The organism is Saccharospirillum alexandrii, from assembly GCF_043641555.1.
Lineage (GTDB): Bacteria > Pseudomonadota > Gammaproteobacteria > Pseudomonadales > Natronospirillaceae > Saccharospirillum > Saccharospirillum alexandrii_A.
Genome location: NZ_JBHZRJ010000001.1, coordinates 1,241,201 through 1,261,430, shown reverse-complemented (window position 1 = coordinate 1,261,430; position 20,230 = coordinate 1,241,201). Strand labels below are relative to the sequence as shown.

At 56.2% G+C, this 20,230-nt stretch carries 23 protein-coding genes; 7 read left to right on the top strand and 16 right to left on the bottom strand.

The window, feature by feature from the left end; all coding sequences use genetic code 11:
- Nucleotides 1-260: 260 nt before the first annotated feature.
- Both ACHUE7_RS05510 and ACHUE7_RS05505 read left to right on the top strand, forming a co-directional pair.
- Complete coding sequence (locus ACHUE7_RS05510) at nucleotides 261-668, top strand: TraR/DksA family transcriptional regulator (RefSeq protein ID WP_348477223.1); 408 nt, start codon at nucleotides 261-263, stop codon at nucleotides 666-668.
- Between the two features lie 157 nt (nucleotides 669-825).
- Nucleotides 826-1,266 carry a hypothetical protein gene (locus ACHUE7_RS05505; protein WP_394169080.1) on the top strand — a complete coding sequence of 147 codons (441 nt, stop codon included), beginning with the start codon at nucleotides 826-828 and terminating at the stop codon, nucleotides 1,264-1,266.
- Nucleotides 1,267-1,272: 6 nt separating this feature from the next.
- On the opposite strand, the gene ACHUE7_RS05500 is transcribed toward ACHUE7_RS05505, so the two are convergent.
- A complete protein-coding gene (locus ACHUE7_RS05500; RefSeq protein WP_127556356.1) occupies nucleotides 1,273-1,635 on the bottom strand; it encodes a response regulator in 363 nt (120 codons plus the stop codon).
- A 306-nt stretch (nucleotides 1,636-1,941) separates the two neighbouring features.
- On the opposite strand from ACHUE7_RS05500, the gene ACHUE7_RS05495 reads away from it, so the two are divergent.
- Nucleotides 1,942-2,337, top strand: coding sequence for a TetR/AcrR family transcriptional regulator (locus tag ACHUE7_RS05495; protein WP_394169079.1), 396 nt, complete (start codon nucleotides 1,942-1,944; stop codon nucleotides 2,335-2,337).
- 264 nt (nucleotides 2,338-2,601) lie between these two features.
- On the opposite strand, the gene lipA is transcribed toward ACHUE7_RS05495, so the two are convergent.
- The 12 genes from lipA to ACHUE7_RS05435 form a co-directional block, all read right to left on the bottom strand.
- Nucleotides 2,602-3,597: a lipoyl synthase gene (gene lipA, locus ACHUE7_RS05490; protein WP_348477219.1), complete on the bottom strand. Its 996-nt coding sequence runs from the start codon at nucleotides 3,595-3,597 to the stop codon at nucleotides 2,602-2,604.
- Between the two features lie 66 nt (nucleotides 3,598-3,663).
- On the bottom strand, nucleotides 3,664-4,359 hold the full coding sequence (gene lipB, locus ACHUE7_RS05485; RefSeq protein ID WP_394169078.1) for a lipoyl(octanoyl) transferase LipB: 696 nt from the start codon (nucleotides 4,357-4,359) through the stop codon (nucleotides 3,664-3,666).
- Complete coding sequence (locus ACHUE7_RS05480) at nucleotides 4,359-4,631, bottom strand: HP0495 family protein (RefSeq protein ID WP_394169077.1); 273 nt, start codon at nucleotides 4,629-4,631, stop codon at nucleotides 4,359-4,361. Before ACHUE7_RS05480 ends, lipB begins: the two co-directional genes overlap by 1 nt.
- 3 nt (nucleotides 4,632-4,634) lie before the next feature.
- A complete protein-coding gene (locus ACHUE7_RS05475) occupies nucleotides 4,635-5,804 on the bottom strand; it encodes a D-alanyl-D-alanine carboxypeptidase family protein (RefSeq protein ID WP_394169076.1) in 1,170 nt (389 codons plus the stop codon).
- 208 nt (nucleotides 5,805-6,012) lie between these two features.
- Nucleotides 6,013-6,780, bottom strand: coding sequence for a septal ring lytic transglycosylase RlpA family protein (locus tag ACHUE7_RS05470; protein WP_394169075.1), 768 nt, complete (start codon nucleotides 6,778-6,780; stop codon nucleotides 6,013-6,015).
- 116 nt (nucleotides 6,781-6,896) lie between these two features.
- Nucleotides 6,897-7,871: a lytic murein transglycosylase B gene (mltB, locus tag ACHUE7_RS05465; RefSeq protein WP_394169074.1), complete on the bottom strand. Its 975-nt coding sequence runs from the start codon at nucleotides 7,869-7,871 to the stop codon at nucleotides 6,897-6,899.
- Nucleotides 7,872-8,018: 147 nt separating this feature from the next.
- Entirely contained in the window at nucleotides 8,019-9,152 is a 1,134-nt protein-coding gene (gene rodA, locus ACHUE7_RS05460) for a rod shape-determining protein RodA (protein ID WP_394169073.1), read from the bottom strand.
- Nucleotides 9,149-10,996, bottom strand: coding sequence for a penicillin-binding protein 2 (gene mrdA, locus ACHUE7_RS05455; protein WP_394169072.1), 1,848 nt, complete (start codon nucleotides 10,994-10,996; stop codon nucleotides 9,149-9,151). Before mrdA ends, rodA begins: the two co-directional genes overlap by 4 nt.
- An 85-nt stretch (nucleotides 10,997-11,081) precedes the next feature.
- Nucleotides 11,082-11,549: a 23S rRNA (pseudouridine(1915)-N(3))-methyltransferase RlmH gene (rlmH, locus tag ACHUE7_RS05450; protein ID WP_348477211.1), complete on the bottom strand. Its 468-nt coding sequence runs from the start codon at nucleotides 11,547-11,549 to the stop codon at nucleotides 11,082-11,084.
- Nucleotides 11,550-11,554: 5 nt separating this feature from the next.
- Nucleotides 11,555-11,938 carry a ribosome silencing factor gene (rsfS, locus tag ACHUE7_RS05445; protein ID WP_127556366.1) on the bottom strand — a complete coding sequence of 128 codons (384 nt, stop codon included), beginning with the start codon at nucleotides 11,936-11,938 and terminating at the stop codon, nucleotides 11,555-11,557.
- Nucleotides 11,939-12,117: 179 nt separating this feature from the next.
- Nucleotides 12,118-12,762, bottom strand: coding sequence for a nicotinate (nicotinamide) nucleotide adenylyltransferase (gene nadD, locus ACHUE7_RS05440; protein WP_394169071.1), 645 nt, complete (start codon nucleotides 12,760-12,762; stop codon nucleotides 12,118-12,120).
- On the bottom strand, nucleotides 12,755-14,011 hold the full coding sequence (locus ACHUE7_RS05435) for a glutamate-5-semialdehyde dehydrogenase (RefSeq protein WP_394169070.1): 1,257 nt from the start codon (nucleotides 14,009-14,011) through the stop codon (nucleotides 12,755-12,757). The genes nadD and ACHUE7_RS05435 overlap by 8 nt, the downstream gene beginning before the upstream one ends.
- A 154-nt stretch (nucleotides 14,012-14,165) precedes the next feature.
- Between ACHUE7_RS05435 and ACHUE7_RS05430 the strand changes: the two genes are divergently transcribed.
- On the top strand, nucleotides 14,166-15,518 hold the full coding sequence (locus tag ACHUE7_RS05430) for a bifunctional DedA family/phosphatase PAP2 family protein (protein ID WP_394169069.1): 1,353 nt from the start codon (nucleotides 14,166-14,168) through the stop codon (nucleotides 15,516-15,518).
- Nucleotides 15,519-15,528: 10 nt separating this feature from the next.
- Here the strand turns inward: ACHUE7_RS05430 and ACHUE7_RS05425 are convergent, their stop codons facing one another.
- Entirely contained in the window at nucleotides 15,529-16,149 is a 621-nt protein-coding gene (locus ACHUE7_RS05425) for an LON peptidase substrate-binding domain-containing protein (protein WP_394169068.1), read from the bottom strand.
- A gap of 120 nt (nucleotides 16,150-16,269) precedes the next feature.
- A complete protein-coding gene (locus tag ACHUE7_RS05420; RefSeq protein WP_394169067.1) occupies nucleotides 16,270-16,506 on the bottom strand; it encodes a hypothetical protein in 237 nt (78 codons plus the stop codon).
- Between the two features lie 179 nt (nucleotides 16,507-16,685).
- Between ACHUE7_RS05420 and ACHUE7_RS05415 the strand changes: the two genes are divergently transcribed.
- The gene (locus ACHUE7_RS05415) at nucleotides 16,686-16,823 is read left to right on the top strand and encodes a hypothetical protein (protein ID WP_394169066.1); all 138 of its coding nucleotides are present in this window, start codon (nucleotides 16,686-16,688) and stop codon (nucleotides 16,821-16,823) included.
- Nucleotides 16,824-16,983: 160 nt separating this feature from the next.
- Here the strand turns inward: ACHUE7_RS05415 and ACHUE7_RS05410 are convergent, their stop codons facing one another.
- Nucleotides 16,984-17,358 (bottom strand): hypothetical protein, encoded by a 375-nt coding sequence (locus ACHUE7_RS05410; RefSeq protein WP_394169065.1) that lies wholly within the window; start codon nucleotides 17,356-17,358, stop codon nucleotides 16,984-16,986.
- Nucleotides 17,359-17,738: 380 nt separating this feature from the next.
- Here ACHUE7_RS05410 and ACHUE7_RS05405 point away from each other — a divergent pair, with 380 nt between their 5' ends.
- A complete protein-coding gene (locus tag ACHUE7_RS05405; RefSeq protein WP_394169064.1) occupies nucleotides 17,739-19,256 on the top strand; it encodes a helix-turn-helix domain-containing protein in 1,518 nt (505 codons plus the stop codon).
- A complete protein-coding gene (minC, locus tag ACHUE7_RS05400; RefSeq protein ID WP_394169063.1) occupies nucleotides 19,257-19,937 on the top strand; it encodes a septum site-determining protein MinC in 681 nt (226 codons plus the stop codon). It abuts the gene before it with no gap.
- Nucleotides 19,938-20,230 lie beyond the last annotated feature (293 nt).

Genomic DNA, 20,230 nt, shown 5'->3' with positions numbered 1-20,230 from the left:
TTAACCGAATGGGCGATGATATATGATGTGCCCTCTTTTGACGACACTGGCTATTATTTAACCATCCAGGCGCACCTGCAGGGTGGTCAAAATCAGGTTTGATCAGGGCCTGGCTTACTGTGATTCACGCAGTGTCAAAGCTCTCAACTCTGGAGCACCTACCCGATCAGCGCCTCGATCAATAACCGGCCAGGTTGCAAGATCGCAACACAGTTCGCATGGGTTTTATCCCAGCGGCATCACAGCACAGGAATCGCTTTATGCTGACTCAAGAACAGCTGTTGGCAGCCCCAGATGACGAGTACATGAACGACGCTCAACTGGAGTTTTTTCGCAACCTTCTGCAAGAGCAGGCCGACGAAGTACGCGCCTCACTGAAAGAAGCCCGCGAGACGCTGGCTACCTTCGAGAACGAACCCGACGAGCTGGACAAAGCAAGCATCGAGGAAGAACGCCGCATGAACCTGCGTTTCCTGGATCGCCAGACCAAGCTGCTGCCTAAGATCGACGATGCCATCAAACGCATCAACACCGGAGATTTCGGCTATTGCGCGGTGACCGGCGAACCCATCGGTGTGCGTCGGCTGCTGTTACGGCCCACAGCAACGCTCTGTGCTGAAGAGAAACAACGCCAGGAACGTCAGGAACGCAACTTCCGCGACGCCTGATCCTGACAGTCTTTTCTCACTAACAGACCCAAAAAAAGCGCCTTCGGGCGCTTTTTTTAGTTTTGAACTTCCTGCTCAACATCTGCATCAGTCAACTGATTCAGGCACGAAGCTTGCTGATAGTCAGTAACCTCATCAACTGCGGCAATGCCTTACCATGAGCCTGAACATCAGTGGCCTCGAACATTACCAGGCACATCAACAGTTTCATCGCGCCGACACCGGTACCGGCGCGGTCGATCAAACGAAAAAAACCGGCGATTCATCCCTACCGGACGGTGGAGACGATGCCGTATACGTTAGCGATGCCGTCGCTGTACTTGAATGGGTTGCCGCTCAGGCGCCGGATATTGCTTCAGCTCAGGCTACTGAACCGGCTAACCTTGGCCGGTTGACCGGACACCTACTGCAATACAATCTCATTACGCTTCAGGATGCCGGTCGACTGATGCAGCTGGCCGAGCCTGCAGAACCGACTGGCGAAGATTCCCTGCTGGCCCGCATCCAGACTCACAGCGTCCGGACAGACCACTACCAGGAATCACAGAGCTGGCAGAAGCTGAACCGCATTGTCAGTAACGTACATGCGGCCCAGTAACCAGCCTCAGGGCAGGAGCTGATTGATCAGTGCGATCAGTTCGCCTTCATCGACTGGCTTGACCAGGAAACCTTTGGCGCCCTGGCGCTCGCCCCAAACCTTATCGGTCGGCTGATCTTTAGTGGTCACGATAATGACCGGTATATGCGCGGTCTGCGGATCATTGGTCAGCTTGCGGGTGGCCTGAAAGCCATTCAGCTCTGGCATCACCACGTCCATCAGAATCAAGTCCGGCAGGATACTCTTGGCTTCCGCCACGCCAGTTGCGCCATCCTCGGCAATCACCGGTGTGTGGCCGTGCTTTTCCAGTATTTTCTTGAACAACGTCACTTGACTCGGTGAGTCATCGATGACCAGGATGGTAGCCATACAGTCAATCCTCTTAGAGCTCAGGCACAGACCACCGATAACACCGGGCTGGTGGCGTGCGATGTTTACAAGACGCTGATTATAGCGCGCAATCGCAAATGACCGCCAGAAGGCGTCAGAAGAATTCGCACAGAGTTCCGGCATTAGGGGATATCGGCGGTATTTCGCCAGGGTGAATGCGACAAACCCTGACCATTTCCGGCACCTCTCAGGCGGCAGGTTACAAAATGACACGAAGCGTGGCATAGCGTAGAACCTGAACCACTGCTAGATTTTAAAACGCTGTTTACTTGGATGACTGACGCCATGATTAAAAAAGAGAACATACTGGAATCAGCTAGAAAGGTGCTGTCCGAACAAGGCATCAGTAAGTTGTCGTTGCGCAAAATAGCGGCGGAGACGGGCTGCGCTGCCCCTTCCATCTATTACTATTTTCGCAACAAGCAGGAAATTGTCGCAGGGCTCTGGGAAGCCATTGCACCGGACCTGTTGCGCCAATTGGACCAGGGGTTCGACAAGGGCGAAGCCTACCGGCAGTTCTGGAGGCAACGACCGGATGACTTCAAACTCTTCATCACTCATCCGGACTACTACCCGTCGGTCTGTCAGACCGATGCCTATCAGTCTCTGAGCACCACTCTGGGCGACCAGCTACACACCCTGAACGGCCAACTGATGGACCAAATCTATCGCTCTGCCTAAAACTCGACCTGCGATAAAGTACTCGCCTCGTGAGAGGCGAGTCAGGGGACGGGAACATTCTCCTTGACCGGCCCGCCAGCACAGCGTTCATGCTGACAACACCTTTGCCACTTCCCTGTAACAGCGCCAGAAATCCCTTCAGCGCCCTTGTATTCTGCCCCACACTAATTCATTGAAACAGTCATAAATGTGACCAAATTTCGACGGAATATGGTCACTTTTATACGGGAACCGGGAATGCCCGGGCGATAAACCGCAAAAAAATTAACGCCCCAGACCCACGTTGTTCTTCTGCAGAACCTGTTCGGCCCGGTAACTGGAGCGGACAAAAGCGCCGGATACCACTTCCAGAAAACCCTTTTCAAGCCCGATATCCCGAAAACGATTGAATTCGTCCGGGGTCACATAACGCTCTACTGGCAAATGGTTTATAGACGGCTGCAGATACTGGCCCAGCGTTAAAATGTCTACGCCGGCCGCCCTCAGATCGTCCATCGTTTCCAGAATTTCCTCATCTGTTTCACCCAACCCCAGCATCAGGCTGGTTTTGGTCAGTACGTCCGGCTTGTAGCGCTTGGCGTGGGCCAGGACATCCAGCGTTTGCTCGTAGGTGGCTCGCGAGTCACGCACCGGGTGTGTCAGCCGCTTAACGGTCTCAACGTTCTGGGCAAAGACTTCAACACCGGAATCGACCACGGCCTCAACATCGGCATGCTTGCCCTGAAAATCGGGCGTCAGTGCTTCGACCGCAGTATCGGGGTTCACTTCCTTGACCCGACGGACCGTCGCGGCGTAGTGACCAGCACCACCGTCAGCGATGTCATCGCGGTTCACGGAGGTTAGCACCACGTACTTGAGACCCATCAGTGCCACTGAACGGGCCGTGTTGTCAGGCTCTTCAGCATCCAGCCAGCCCCTGGGGTTACCCGTATCAACCGCACAGAACTTGCACGCACGGGTGCAAACATCCCCCATCAGCATGATGGTTGCCGTTCCGGCACTCCAGCATTCACCAATGTTCGGGCACATGGCTTCTTCGCAAACAGTACTCAGCCTGTGCTCATGGACAATGGTTTTGACACTGTCGTATTTGGGACCGCTGGAAAGCTTGATGCGCAACCATTCCGGCTTCTTGTCGGTGGAACGACGAGCATTGGAGTGCTGTTTGACCCCGTTTTTAATGGCTCTGACACCCTTTTCGTTAACAAACTTGGTGCCGCTGCTCACCTGAACTACGGGAATTCGATTGGTGTCGCTCATCGGTTCGCACTGCCTCTTAACTGTAGGGAAGGTTGATCACCCGGCATACGGGCTGTACAGGCGTTTTCAGGCACTCTCGGCCTGAAGCGCTGCACCTTCATTCGGATTCACTGGCCGCAAATTATACCCTGTACAAAACTCGGTCAGCCATTGCTGTTTGATGGTGTCGATATCCGCCGCTTCTACCCAGTCGGCCACCTGCGTCATTTTCAGGCCCTGATACCCGCAGGGGTTGATACGGGCAAAAGGCTCCAGATTCATATCAATGTTCAAGGCCAGGCCGTGATAACTGCACCCGCGCTTGATGCGCAACCCCAGCGAGCACACTTTGTCAGCGCCGATATAGACGCCCGGAGCATCTGCCCGCGGCGCCGCTTCAACGCCATAGCTGCCTAGCACGCCGACCACACTGACTTCGAGTGCCGATACCAGCTTGCGCACATCCGACTTTAGGCGGCGAATGTCCAGCAACACGTAGGCAACCAGCTGGCCCGGACCATGGTAGGTGACCTGACCTCCCCGGTCAGCAGAGACCACCGGAATATCACCCGGACTGAGCAGATGCTCCGCCTTTCCAGCCTGGCCCTGAGTAAATACGGGATCGTGTTCCAGAAGCCATATTTCGTCCAGCGCGTCATCATCCCGATTCAGCGTAAAGGCCTGCATGGCCTCCCAGGTCTGCTGATACGGAACACGCCCCAGATCACGGACAATCACTGCGCGAGGTTCCACAGCAAACCCTGCGGTATCAGCGGCCGTCATCACAGCACCATGCGCACCCGTTCGTCGGCTTTCAGTGCCTCAAACAGCTCCGTCAGATGATCTTCGTGTTCGATGCGCATGCGCACAGTCAAACTCTCAAAACGGCCGTTCCGACTGGTGCTAACCGAAAAGGCCGACACTGTCAGGCGGTCATCGTAGCGCACCAGCACGCTGTGCACGAAAGGCTTGAACTCTTCGTGTACATCCCCTACGACCTTGATCACATAGTCATCGCAGGGAAAGGTGATTTTAGGGGGGTCTTGCCGGGTCACCCATCAGCTCCCGTTAAACAAATTAAAGAAAAACAGCAGAATGTAATCCCAGATACGGGCAAAGAACCCTGCCGGTTCAACCGCTTCGAGCGCCAGTAAGGGACGACGGGCCACTTCTTCATCGCCGTGCGTCACAACCAGTTCACCCAACCGTTGCCCCGCTTCTATGGGGGCTTTCAGCACAGGATCAATGTTCAGCACGGTGTTCATGCTGGATTCATCGCCACGGGCGATCGTCAGCATGAGGTCTGCTTCCAGGCCCAGACGGACATTGTCGGCCCGTCCGCCCCAGACACGACCCGAGTAGAGCTCTTCACCACCGTCATGAAGTTGCGCTGTCTGAAAGTAGCGAAACCCGTAGGTCAGCAGCTTCTGTGTCTCCTGTACCCGGGCCTCTTCCGAGGCTGTACCCATGACCACACTGATCAGACGCATGCCGTCTTCAATGGCAGACGCAACCAGACAGTAGCCCGCTTCTTCAGTGTGACCGGTCTTCAACCCGTCAACAGAGGGGTTGCGCCCGAGCAGTGAATTGCGATTAGCTTGTGAGATCCCATTATAGGTGAAGCTGCGTTCAGCATAGATGGGGTAGAACTCAGCGTTATCTTCAATGATATGCCGACTCAGGATGGCCATGTCTGCTGCTGAGGAATAATGCTCGTCCGCCGGCAGACCGGTTGCATTCTGGAACCTGGAGTTCTCCATGCCCAGTCTATCGGCGTATGAATTCATCATCTGGGCAAACATGGTTTCACTGCCAGCCACATGCTCAGCCATGGCAACAGAGGCATCGTTGCCCGATTGAATGATGATACCGCGCAACAAATCTTCAATACTGACAAACCGGCCTTCCTGAATGAACATGCGTGAACCGCCGGTCTGCCAGGCATTGACACTGATCAGAGATTCGTCATCCAGAGCGATCCGCCCTTCAATAATTTCCCGCTCGGCAATGTAACTGGTCATCAACTTGGTCAGACTGGCCGGTGGCAGGCGCTCGTCGGCATTGTGCGAGACCAGAATGTGACCGGTAGTCGCATCCATCAGAATATAGGAACTGGCGGCCAACTGGGGGGGAGAGGGAATGATCGTTTCGGACATGGCAGCGCCCGAAAACAGGGCCAGTCCGGCAACACACAAAGACGTCCAACGCTTAAAACGATGCTTCAACACTGAGATAACCTTTTTTATGAGCGGCGCGATACCCGATTACCCGGTATCACGCCAACGTTGTTCAACGGTAGACGGCCAGACAGTCAGATTTGATGCGGCCGAGCCCGGGCATTGTATCAACCCATGGCAAAATTTCATCTACGGGGCGAAGCGTGCTGCGTATATGAAACGTATAGCCAGGCGCCCTGCCCCCGGCAAAGTGCCGGGCCTAGTTCGGCACGACCAGCAGCGGCTTGCCCAGCTCGGGGGTGGTCAGGGCGCGCTGCAGCGCTTCTGCGCGATCGTACTGAACGGGCCCGATGCGTACCCGATAGAACTCGCCTTCACTGATATTCACATCGTCATCGATCTGCCGCGCAATCTGGTCTCTGAGGTTTTGCGCTGACTGGCGCTGACTGAAGGCCCCAAGCTGAACGTAATAGACGGGCTGGTCGAGTTCCTGACCGGCCAACGCCTCTACCCGCACCCGGGCTGTGCCTTTGTGGACAAAGTCGAGTTTAACCGCCGCCGCATAGGACATATCGATAACGCGCCCGGGGTGAAAAGGCCCACGATCATTAACGCGTGCCACGATACTCAGGCCATTATCGAGATTGGTAACCCTCACCCAGGTCGGCAACGGCAGGCTCTTGTGCGCTGCACTGATCTGGTACATATCGAACACTTCGCCATTGGACGTGGTATGGCCGTGGAACTTGGCCCCGTACCAGGACGCCAACCCCTCCTCGGAATACCGGTCGGCACTGGCCAACACCTGATACTGGCGCCCATTGACGGTGTAGGGGCTGGCATTGCCCTGGCGGCTGCGCGGTTCAACCCGGGGAGTGACCTCACTGATCTCATCGGCCGTCAGTGTCTGGCTGGGCCCCCGATCCTGATCCATCGAGTACCGCCCGGCATTACTGACCTGGCTACCGCCGGTTTCATGAGACACGTACTGCCCGGCACACCCTGCCATGATCAGAGCCGTCAACACGGTTATTCCGCTCGCGCGGGCTGACCGGTAATTCATACTCACCATCGACCATCCTCTTACCGGTCATTATTGTGTTCAGATCTGGCCTTCGGCCCTGATAACCTCAGTTTTAGAGGCTATTGTGACAACCGCAAGGCTTCTGACAATTGAAAGATTGCCATACTGTAAGCAACCGACCGGTTGTACCGGGATATTACCCAAAAATTCCGATAACCCAACCAAAATTCCGCACCTTCGTCACCATCCAACCGGATGGGATGCACCTGGGCGTCGTCCTGTGCAGCAATCAGTGGATCCCACCCCAGAGCGACGACGTCCGCCAGTGTTCGGTCGCGGTCAAAGCTGTTCAATTCGACTTGCCGGTATTCACCGCTGACGTGCGCCCGGGTCGCAATGGGTTCGTCCCGTTGCCAGCCATGCTCACTGAGATAACGGGCAATGGAGCCGATTGCATCAACCGGATCGTTCCAAATATCGATATTACCATCGCCATCCAGATCGTCGGCATAGGCGAGGTAGCTGCTCGGCATAAACTGAGGGTACCCCATGGCACCCGCATAAGAACCCTTTACCGACAGGGGATCAAACGACTGATCCCGACTGATCAGTAGAAAGTTAATCAACTCTCGCTGAAAGTAATCAGCGCGACGACCTTCTGTGACAGCCAGTGTGGCCAGAGCATCGAAGGTACGATGCACGCCGAGAAAATTACCATACCGGGTTTCAACACCCATGATTGCGGCAATCACTTCAGCGGAAACACCGGTTCGTTCTTCGGCCAGCAACAACCATTCGGCCTGATCTTCCATAAAGCGTTTGCCGTTTTCGACAGTTTCGTCCGACACAAAGAGGGGGCGGTATTCGGCGTAGGTTCTGGTTGTCTCGGCGGGCTTGGCCAGAGATTCGACATTGCGTGCAATGTACTCACCTTCGGCAAACCAGGCCTCAACCTGGGCGGCTTCAAATTCGTGCTCGTTCACCAGGACGTCGATGATGGCGGACGTGCGGGGAAACTCGGTCAGCTGCTCAGCCTGAGCAGCGGTGACAGCCACCAGGCCACTGGCGAAAAGTGTGCCCCAAAATCGTTGCATGACTATTGATACTCCTGTCCGAACTCTGAATCGAAACTGATGGTCTGCGAATTGAAACAGGAAGCAGGAAGGCGGAATACGCTTACCTTGATCTCCCTGTCACCGCGATGTCGACCGGGGAGGCCTGACCACATCACACCTGGTTCCCTAGTTTCGCTGATGGGTACTGATGGACATTAACATTCCGAAGCCAGTGAGCAGTGTCACGATGGACGTTCCGCCATAGCTGACCAGAGGCAAGGGTACACCGACCACTGGCAGGATTCCGCTGACCATGCCAACATTTACAAAAACGTAAATGAAAAACGTCAGGGTCAAACTGCCGGCCAGAAGCCTGCAAAAATTATCGCGACCACGAATAGCAATCAGCATTCCGCGCAGAATAATAACGGCATACAGTGCGATCAAAATCACGGCACCAATAAACCCAAACTCTTCCCCCAATACCGCAATGATGAAATCGGTATGGCTTTCCGGTAGAAAATCGAGCTGTGATTGGGTACCCAGCATGTACCCCTTGCCAGTTAACCCACCCGAGCCGATGGCGGTCATCGATTGAATAATGTTCCAGCCCGCCCCGAGCGGGTCGACGTTAGGGTCGAATAACGTCAGTACTCGCTGACGCTGATAATCACGCATGACCCAGATCCACAGCACCGGAATCATGGCAATGGCAATGGTGGCGAAGCTGACAATCAACTTCCAGCTCAGGCCCGCTAAAAAAATAACGAACAGACCGGACGACGCGATCAGCAGTGACGTTCCCAGATCCGGTTGCTGAATAATTAAGGCAACCGGCACAAACAACAGGACCGCGGATACCAGTAAATCGCGATAACGGGGCGGCAGTCCGTAGCGTGAAATGTACCAGGACAACATGACCGGCACCGCCAGTTTCATCAGTTCAGAGGGTTGAAACCGAAACAGGCCTGGAATCTGCAACCAGCGCTGCGCACCCATGGCCTGGGCGCCACTGACAAGAACCGCCACCAATAACAGAACACCAACCAGGTAGACAGTTCCCCCCCACTGCTGAAACCAGCGCGGGTCGAACTGGGCGACGATGATCATCGCCATAAAGCCAATGCCAAACCGAATGGCCTGCCGATACACTGCGCCCATGTCACCACTGGTCGCGCTGTACAGTACGACCATGCCGCCCACGGCAACCGCCAGCAAGGCTGCGAACAGATAAGGGTCCAGATGCAACCGGGTCCAGATACTTTGCCGGCGGTCCATGCTGCCCTGAGGCAACTGGCGAACGTATTCCGTGAAATTCATTGTTCGAGCTCGCGTGTCAGATAGAAATCAAACAGCGAACGCGTCATGGGGCCTGCAACGCCACTGCCACTGCCACCGTTTTCCACCAGTACGGCGACGGCTATTTGAGGGTTTTCGAGTGGCGCAAACCCCATAAACCAGGCGTGGTCGCGAAACTGTTCAGGCACATCGCCGATCGGGTCACCGTTTTCGTCGCGCTCTATTCGAATGACCTGCGCCGTGCCGGATTTTCCTGCGTATTCGTAGGTTGCCCCCAGACCCGAGGCACGCGCTGTACCTCGTGCGCCCTGCACTACGTCCTGCATGGCGGCATGCATCCGGTCCCAGTTGGCACCATTGTTCAGGTGCACATCGGGTGGTGGCTCGGGAATACTGTCCAGCAAGCTTTCGTCGTTGCTGTGCATCAGCAACCTGGGTGTGACCCAGCGACCCCGGTTGGCCAGCACCGACGTGGCAATGGCCAACTGCATTGGCGTCGCCAGCATGTAGCCCTGCCCAATACTCAAGTTGATGGTGTCCCCGGCATACCAGGAAAACCCGTGGCGGTTTTGCTTCCATTCCCGGCTGGGGTTGATCCCGGTAAAGGGGTTGTAGATATCCGCGGTCGTGTTCTTGCCAAAGCCAAACTGATCGTAAATGTCATGAATGGCTTCGAGTTTCATGTCGTAGGCCAACTGATAGAAATAGGTATCGCAGGATTCGGCGACGGCTTTACGCAGATTCACGCGGCCATGCCCGCCGCGTTTCCAGTCGTTGTAGATCCGGTCATCGGTCGGTAACTGGTAATAGCCCCGGTCGTTGATGGTGTAGTCCCAGGTAACGAAGCCCTGATCAACCCCCGCCAGCCCCAAAAAGGGCTTGATGGTGGATGCTGCCGGGTACTGGCCGCGAATGGCCCGATTTAAAAAGGGGTTATCCGGGGAGTCCCGCAGGGCGTTGTAAATCTCCGTTGGGAAACCACTGACGTATAAATTGGGGTCGAAGCCCGGGTTGCTGACCATGGCCAGAATACCACCTGTTTCGGGCTCAATGGCGACAATCGAGCCCCGCTGGTCGCCCAGCAGGTCGTACGCCATTTTTTGCAGCTCCTGGTCGAGATACAAATGCAGGTTAGAACCGGGCTTGGGCGCCTGTTTCTCGATAACCCGAATAATCCGCCCCCGCGCATTGGTTTCTACACGCTGAAACCCGGGTTCACCGAGCAGCGCATCTTCATACTGCCGCTCAACCCCTTCCTTGCCGATAAAGCGAGTCCCTGCGTAGGCACCGACATCGAGATCGCGCAGCTCTTCCTGATTTATGCGCCCAACAAATCCGAGCGCATGGGCAAATTCCTCGCCAAAAGGGTATTGACGAATCAGCTCGGCGTCGACCTGAACGCCTTCCAAAAAGATACGATTGGCCGACACTCGGGCAACTTCTTCTTCCGTCAACCGCACTTTGAGAGGAATGGGTTCAAAAGGCCGACGATAACCACGAACACGGTCAAAGAAACGCGACACCTGGTCTTCTGACAGGTCAACCAGGGCGCCCAGCTCCTGGACCAGGGCGTCCAGGTCTCCACTTCGCTCCACCACAACGCTCAGTGTATGGCTGGGCTCATTGCGCGCGAGCAATTCACCGAAGCGATCGTAGATTAGTCCGCGAATGGGTGGAATTGGCAGTACTTCCAACCGGTTGGTTTGCGATCGGGCTTCATGGCGTTCATTTTGCACCACTTGCAGATAGAACAGTCGTCCCACCAGCGCCAGTATCAATATGGCAATAAAGATAAACGAAGCGGTCATCCGACTCAGGAATAGGCGCCGTTCTTTTTCGCGATTGTCGAGTGAGCTGTTCAACATGCCTTCAGTACTCTACCCCGGCACTGGCTGCCAGGTCGTCTGCGAATGCGTTGCTGGCCCGGGCGGCTCAAAGCAGCCCGGGTCGTCATTTATGGTAGGGGTGATTTTGGGTAACGGTCCAGGCTCGATACAGTTGTTCGGCCAGCAATACGCGTACCAGCGGGTGCGGCAACGTCAGGTTCGACAAACACCAGCGCTGAGCGGAACGCGCCAGACACCTGGGGTCCAAACCGTCCGGCCCGCCAATTAACAACGTAAGATCACGCGCCTCAAGCCGCCATTGTGTCAGCTGGTCGGCCAGTTGTTCGGTTGACCAGGCTTTGCCGGAAAGGTCCAGGGCAACGACCTGGTCTTCCGGCTTAATGGCCGCCAGCATGGCATCCCCTTCCTGTGCAATGGCCTTGTCTGTCGAGGCATTGCGACCGCGCTGCCCGAGCGCCAGCGGAACGAAGTCTACCGGCAGTTCCCGGGGCATTCGTTTCTGGTACTCGGCAACGGCAGCATCAACCCAGGCTGGCATTTTAGGGCCAATAGCCAGAATTCGAATCTTCATGCCTGTCAGTCAGGCTCTGCTTCTGACTCAGCCCCCATCGGACCCGCACCAGACCACAGGCGTTCGATGTCATAATAGGCCCGGGTTTCGGGGATCATGACATGCAACACCAGGTCAGTCAGGTCGATCAGGACCCAGTCGGAATCACTGCTGCCTTCCTGTGCGCGTACCACAAAGCCCTGTTTTTTGAGATCTTCTGCAACGCTGCTGACAACGGCACTCACATGCCGTTTCGAGGTGCCGGAAGCGACCACCAGTGTATCCATCAATGCGGTTTTCTCGTGCACATCAATCACTTGAATGTCTTGCGCCTTAATGTCTTCCAGAGCGCGGATGACCGCCTCGGTCAGACCTTCAGGTTGTGCGTTTCGATCAGTTGTATCGGTCATTCGTACCTTGTCCACCTGTTTAAGTTAACTCACGTTTTTTAACAGCAGCTGTGCTGAGTGTCGGCAGCCGGCGCGTATTCCCGCCACCGGCGCCAGACCAGGCCGCATAACGCGAGTGGCCGAATACAGCAATAATCGCCATATTCTAAAAATTGAAAACGTTGAATCCGGGTATCGCTTTATTCATCGACATCCAGATACAGTCCCTGCTGTTGAATATAGTCCTGAATGGGCTTGGGAATCGCGTATTGCCAATGTTGTGTGTTGTCGCGCAAATCCCGGGAGGCCCAGTCACGCTCTGACGAGGGACCGGCAATCCAGAGCCCTGAAGGTTGTTGGCCGAGATCTGCCAGAGATTGAACCCGGGTCAATGGCAAATCGGGCGGGTCGATAGGCTGAGAACCCCGGCCAAACACCCAAAAGTGCGTCTCCCGAATTAAATCGTCAATGCCCTGCCACTGGTCCATACCCGCAAACGCATCGGCTCCCAGCACGAATACCGTCTGGTATTCCGGGTATTCCCGGTGCAGATCCCGAATGGTATCGAGCGTGTAACTCGGACCCGGGCGTCGCAACTCACGATCATCGACCTGCAAGCGTTCGCCGTCAGTGCGCGATGCAACCCACCGCTCCAGCATGGCCAGACGGTGCTCGGGGCTCGCCTGAGCGGCCGACTTCAACGCCGGTATCTGACAGGGTATGACCCGAAGCTGGGCCACCTCCTGATGAGACAGCACCAGATCGCACAACTGCGCATGGCCATCGTGAAACGGATCGAAGGTTCCGCCAAACAGGGCTATCAGTGGCCGTTGCGAATCACTCACGAATCTGGCCGTCTCCGAGCACGACATACTTCTGTGACGTCAGCCCGATCAAACCGACCGGGCCGCGAGCGTGAATTTTATCGGTCGAGATACCAATCTCGGCACCCAGGCCATATTCAAAGCCGTCCGCAAAGCGCGTAGAGGCATTGATCATCACTGAAGCCGAGTCAACTTCCGTTAGAAAGCGGCGCCCCCGAGTGTAGTTCTCGGTCACGATGCTGTCAGTGTGCTGACTGCTGTAGGTATTGATGTGATCGATGGCTTCATCCAGACCCGCGACCACGCGAATGGCCAGCACAGGCGCGAGGTATTCGGTGGTCCAGTCAGCTTCAGTAGCGGGCACACAATCGATCAGCTCGGCGGTGCGTTCGCAACCCCGCAATTCGACGCCTTTGTCGGCATAGGCCCGGGCCAGTTCCGGTAGCATTTCTGCAGCGCGGGATTCCGCGACCAGCAGGGTTTCCATCGCGTTGCAGACACCATACCGATGTGTCTTGGCATTGATGGCAATGGGAATGGCCTTGGCGACGTCGGCGTCGTCATCGATGTACACATGGCAAATGCCATCGAGATGTTTGATGACCGGGACCCGGGCATCCTGGCTGATGCGTTCGATCAGCGCCTTGCCACCGCGCGGCACGATAACGTCTACATAGTCGGGCATGGTAATGAGTGCACCCACGGCTTCACGATCGGTGGTTTCGACCACCTGTACCACGGTGCCCGGCAGTTGCGCCTGGTCGAGACCAGCGTGAATGCAAGCCGCAAGCGCCTGGTTCGATTCGATGGCTTCGCTACCACCGCGTAAAATAACGGCATTGCCGGATTTGATGCACAGGCTCGCAGCTTCAACCGTCACATTGGGGCGGGATTCGTAAATAATGCCAATCACACCGAGGGGGACGCGCATTTTGCCGACCTGAATGCCACTCGGGCGAAACTCGAGGTCGGTGATGCCACCGACCGGATCGGCCAGGCCGGCGACCTGATGCAAGCCTTCGATCATGGCGTCGATGCGAGCGTCGGTCAGTTCCAGCCGGTCCAGCATAGCCGGTTCAAGCCCCTTGGCACGACCGGCCTCCAGATCGCGCTGATTGGCTTGCTTGAGGGTCTCGCGCTGGTCGTCGATAACCTCAGCCATAGCCAGTAATGCCTGGTTTTTCATGCCCGTATTGGCTTTCGCCAGTGCCTTCGACGCTTGCCGGGCTTGTCGGCCCAGTGTTGTCATGTAGTCTTGAACGGTTGTCATGCCTTGCCACACAGCTCGTTATTGATGCAATTCCGCGATTATAGCGACTTGAAGCCGCTGCGACTATGAGGGATACCGGCTGTTTATCCGCCTGACAAAGATTTACCATCCGGCCTGGACCCAAGTTCGATAGCAGAGTAGCCCAACCGCCAAGATGATTGCCTGGATACAGTCTCACCCTGAAGGCGTCTTGATCGCCATCGCCCTGACCGCTTTTGTTGAATCCTTTGCGCTCATCGGCGTCTTTGTACCCGGCGTGGTCGCCCTGTTCAGCCTTGCCGCAGTAGCGAGCAACCTCAATATTCCGGCAATCTGGGTTCTCGTAGCTGCCGCGCTGGGAGCGACGGCGGGAGATTTGGGCAGTTTCTATCTGGGTTACCGGTTCAGGCATCGGCTCTACGAGCACCCCTGGTTCAAACGCCACGCCGACTGGTTGTCGCACGGCATCTGGTTTTTCAAACGCTGGGGGTGGCTTAGCGTGGTCATCGGTCGCTTTGTTGGCCCTATCCGCCCGGTCGTGCCGTTGGTTGCCGGCAGCTTATCGATGCCCGCCCGGGTGTTTGTTAGCGTCAACGTGATCACCGTTTTGTTCTGGGCACCTGCTTACATGCTGCCGGGGTACCTGGCGGGCGAGGCCAGTTTTTTTCTGACGACGCAGAGCCTGGCGGTTCGAACGCTTATGTTGTTGCTGGTTTCAGGCCTGGCGATTCTGATTGCGCTACTGGCCATCTATCATCACCTCCACCCCGAGCACCCCAGAATGGCCCGGTGGGTGCCGGCCTTCAAACGGTTACCCAATCGATTTCCGTTTGCTGCACTGTTGCTAGTAATCGTCACCGCCGCCGGATTCATCGTAACCGCGCTCACTCGTCCCTGGGCTCTGGATTTCTTGCTGGCAGGTCAGGTTGGCGCCTGGCGTGCAACCGCATTTGATGGTGTTGCGATTGGCCTGACGCTATTGGGAGACCCGGCCGTTCTGGTGTTGACCGGAATGATGATCACGCTCTGGTTATGTCTGAGCAGGCAATTCCGACTCAGCGCAGTAGTGCTGATCAGCGCTGTTGCCATGCTTTGGAGTATTTCGCTGTTAAAAACAGCGTTCGGTGTCGATCGACCTGACTGGATAGCGACGCCTCTGGCTTCGGAAGCCTTCCCCTCCGGCCATGCCGCAGGTGCTGCGCTCTTCCTCGGGCTATTAACGGGCTTCGCCAATCAGCGGCGACCTGCGATGAGTCGCTGGCCACTTTATTTGTCAGCGGGTGTTGGGATGCTGGTCATAGCGCTGAGCCGGGTCTGGCTGGGTGTACACTGGTTGTCGGATGTAGTGGCCGGCGTGTGCCTGGGTTTGTTAGCGGCTTCACTGGCACAGGCGGCTCACAGGCTGACGGGGCAAACCCGGGCTGATCTACGCAACAGCCTGGCGCTCTGGTTGCTTGTCCTACTGGCCGTGGCAGCTTATCTGTTTATAGCCTGGGCACCTGCGTCCATGACCTACCGCCTTAATTGACCGACCTCAATCAGGCATCACCGTCACCGGGCGAATCGGGCGACCCGGATAACTCCGCCAGGGCGGATTCCAGTAAGGCGCATCGTTGCAGAAAGCTGTCTTCATCCAGCAGCCTGCGCTTCAACTCCGACTCAAGAGGCAACCACACCATTAACTGGTGTACGCTGCCCCGGGCTGAGTCCAGCTGGAGGCCTACCTGATCCGCCAGATAGGGGTGTTCCAGCAACGCGTCCAGCAATGGCTGGTAGCGCAAGGCCGCTCGCATCTCAAGCTCCGGGTCGGCCAATGGTTCATCACTGGCCTCACAGTCGCCCCACCACAGCCCCGTTACATCCTTGGCGGCGGCACTCACCCTAACCCTCTGTTCACCGACTATGGTGATGCCCAGTAAACCATTTGCCTGCTGATTGAAATCAACGATGCGTGCCAGACACCCCTGACCACTGCGGTCTTTGCCGGGCTCCGACACCATTATCACGAAGGGCCGGTTATCCCGGGTGCTGCTCGACACCATCATCAGGTACCGGGGTTCAAAAATCTGCAATGGCAATGATGCGTCCGGGAGCAACAAGGCCCCCATGGGAAACAAGGGGTAGCGTGCTGCAGTGCTGTCCGGTTCGAATTGAGTCATGATCAACCTGTCAGAGAGTGATTTGCCTGCCGTTGGAGGAACCCGTATGTTCACATACCCACTCACCGATACGAGGCGGGTGTCAGTACCAGATTAGCCATCTCGCAAGGCGGGCGTTGATCAGGCCGTTTCGTCAAGCAACACAAAAGACAAAAACGTCAGAATCAGCACCCAGACGACGACGAACGCTGGTACCGGAACAGCCAGCACGACTAACAGCCCTGCTGACCACATCCATCGCACCCACACCACCTTGCGACCGTGCTTTGCCGTTGCAACACGATCCGAGGCCGCGGTTTGCGGTAAACGCCAGAACCCCCACCAACGCAACACCCAAAGCGTGCACCAATACGCCATAACCCCCTCCCAGCCGACTCAAGTCGTTTCATCGCAATGCGCTGGCCCAACACCAGGGACCCTGCATCGCCGCTCACTGATCAATGTAGACCAATATGAACGGTAAATTGACCTGCATCAGGGTACTTGACGCACTGCGGCGCATACTGACAGGCGTCACCCCAGCGTATGGAGGCTGTATGAACGAGCTCAACACTCACCACAAACCCGCGGCCAGCGACACCTCAGTGATTCGCTGGGCACCGCTGATCCTGGTTTTATTCCTGATCGCACTGAGCCCTGTCGGTACCGCGTTTTACTGGGCGTTTACACGCTAGTGGTACATGCGCAAATTACTGTCACTGTTCACTTTGCCAGTAAGCCCAGAGTTTCGTTGTCAAACCCTGAAATAGCGGTGCTATTACTGCGGCTTTCCGCCTCGCTCTGAACTTACTGGCGTCGTTCCTTAGTAACAGAACTTCACGCATGGACCACCAGTCAGCACAGCCGGCCAGCCTTGGCTGGCCGCGGCTCGCCTTCAGCCAACCGGGCTGCGCCAGCGGCGGCCTGGAGAACCCAGGGTACGATCTGATCAGTATCCTGATACACCGGCTCTGGCAGCAAATACCACTGCTCATACACCCGTCCGTGGGCAATCCAGTGTTGATCGCCGCAGACTTGCTGCAGCTGGGTTTCGAGTTCGGGATCAGTCGCGCGGATACCCACCTGCCCCTTCAGTGTCACCACCAGGCACAGCTGCCCTTCAACACGAATGACGTGTTCACCAAAGTACAGGCCAGTTTCGGGTTCCGGGCGTTCCGGCAAGAGTTGCAATAACGAGTGTAAACGACGGGATCGATTCAGTTTGTCCATTCGCCTTTCCTTAGTGAATGAATGATGGAATTCTGCGAAAACGCCTGAACTGGACGCCGTTTATCCTTCGGTGACCAGTGGCAAGCCAGCACTCGTCTTGAGCACCGGAACTGCAGAATGTGAAGTCTATCAAACTACCCCTATAAAAACAGCCGATCTGTCAATTTTTCCAACACTCAGCCAACAATTTCCTACCCCCCTCCCACTACCCCGGGACAAAGCCATTTGAAAGCTGGCAGGTAATTGACGATCTGTACGCCCCGCTCAAGGCGCGGCTCACAAGGCACCACCGGGCAACTCCTGTGAGCCCGCATTGTTTTGCACCGGTCACCTCTTTAGAATGCGCAGGCTATTTCGCTCATCGCGAACTTGGAAGGGTTATGCAAATCAACAGTGAGAGCCTGAGATTCATTCTCGGCATTAAAGTCAAACAACATCGCCAGGCGGCCGGTTTATCGCTCAAGCAACTGGGCGAGCGAACGTCACTGTCCATTTCCTATCTGAGTGAAATCGAAAAGGGCAAAAAGTACCCCAAACCGGAAAAGATCATTCAACTGGCCCAGGGGCTGGGCGTTTCCTTTGACGAACTGGTATCGCTGCAGCTGGATGACGAGCTGAACCCGGTTACCGCCCTGCTGAATTCACCCTTATTCAACGACTTCCCGCTGAAACAGTTTGGCATTGGCCTCTCGGATGTGTTCGATCTGGTGACCGACTCACCCAGTAAGGCAGGCGCCTTCGTTCGTACGCTGCTCGAAATTGGCCGGGGCTACGACATGCAGGTTGAACACTTCCTGCTGGCATCGCTGCGTTCATACCAGAAGATGCACCTGAACTACTTTGAAGAAATCGAAGGCCAGGCCGAGGCTTTTCGAAAGCAATTCCCGGCAGCCGAGCCGCTGATCAGCCTTGCCTGGCTGGAGTCCCTGCTGTTGGAGCAGTACCAGTGCCGGGTTATTTACGACGATTTCTCAGCCACGCCCGAACTCCAGACCCTGCGCTCGCTTTGCGTTTCACCCGGCAAACTGGTGGTCAATTCCCGGTTAATGCCGCAACAGCAAAAGTTCGTACTGGCCAAAGAGATTGGCTACCGCTTTCTCGAGCTGCAGGAGCGCGCGCTGACATCATCCTGGATCAAAGTAGAGTCCTTTGAACAGGTGCATAACAACTTCAGGGCGTCCTACTTTGCCGGCGCCCTGCTGATCCCCGAGACAGCGCTATTGACCGACCTGAGAGCCTGGCTGGCCAATAGAGAATTTGATGGCGACGCACTCAGCCGGATGATGGACCAATACGATGCAACCCCCGAAATGTTCGTATACCGCATGTCTCAGTTGATGCCCCATCACCTCGGCCTGCACAAAATGCACTACATGCGCTTGCACAACAAAGCTGGCGTCGACAAATTCCACATCGCCAAGGAACTGAACACCACCACCGTCTTTACACCTCGCGGTATCGGCCCGAGTGAACACCATTGCCGGCGCTGGGTCGCCATCGGCCTGCTCAACGAAGTCGGCGAACGCCAGGCAGCGGGAGAAGCACCTAAATTGGCCATTGCCGCACAACGCAGCCATTTCATTGCCCAAAACCAGACCTTTTTCAACATCGCCGTTGTGCGCCCGTTGTCACTGGGGCAAAACAGCAACACCGGTATGGCGCTAGGGTTCTTGATGGATGAACGATTCAATGACACCGTAGCCTTCAGTGAAGACCCGGCCGTCCCACAGATGGACGTTCACGAAACCTGCGAGCGCTGCCCGCTGACCGATTGCGCCAGCCGCGTCGCCGAGCCGACCCTGCACATCAGCCAACAACAGCAACTCGACCGGGAGCAAGCCTTGCAGACCTATCTGGATCACCACCAAGCTCAATCAACGCTGCAGGATTCGCACTAAATGACAGACACCAAGCCCATGACTGTGCGCGCACGCATGCTGCCCATTCAACGCCTGATCATCGACGACCTTGAGCCATCAGGCTTTGCGCAAAGACTGACTGACAAACTGGAACAGGCACCCGCCCTCTTCAACCGGGCACCGGTAGCCCTCGATGTGGGCGCCGTGCTAGCCGAGCTCACCGATAGCACCCTGCAACAGATGCTCGACTTCGCCCGCGAACAGCGCCTGGTCGTGTTCGCCCTGGCCGGCCCAAAAGACACCCTGACCCCCTGGTGCGAACGATTCAACCTGGCCTGGGTTGACGATAAAGACCGGGCAACCCGGGCAAGCAAAGCCGAAGCCGCCGCTACAGGACTGGAAACCCAGGTTATTCGCCAGCCTGTTCGCTCAGGCCAGCAAATATACGCCCGCGGTGCTCACTTGCTGATCATGAACCAGGTCAGTTCCGGCGCTGAAGTCATCGCCGATGGCAGCATCCACGTTTACGGTGCACTGCGCGGTCGGGCAATGGCCGGGGTACAAGGCGATACGCTGGCCGAAATCGTTTGCCAGAACCTCGATGCTGACTTGCTGGCCATAGCGGGTAATTATCAGGTTCGGGATGATTTGAATGCGGAGCCAAACCGACCGACCCGGGTCAGATTGGAAAACGAGCAGTTGGTGATTGAACAGTTTTGAAAGCAGCTAGGTGCCTCCGAATTGAGTGAAGGGTACGGGGTTTGCCTGTCTGGGGTAGTTCGCAGCATGGATGCTGCGATCTAGGCTCCATGGATGGATTCACGCCGACCCCAGACAGGCAAACCCCGTACCCGAAACGGACCTCCGGCATCCAGGCATAAGTGGCGATCTCTTGCAGTAGGCTGGAAGCCTCTGAGACACTGGCAGGCAACATCATGAAATGTCGACACTGAGATAGATTGGCCGGTGCCGGCAAAAAAGCGGATAATCCGCCCAATGCTGTTTTAGCCAAC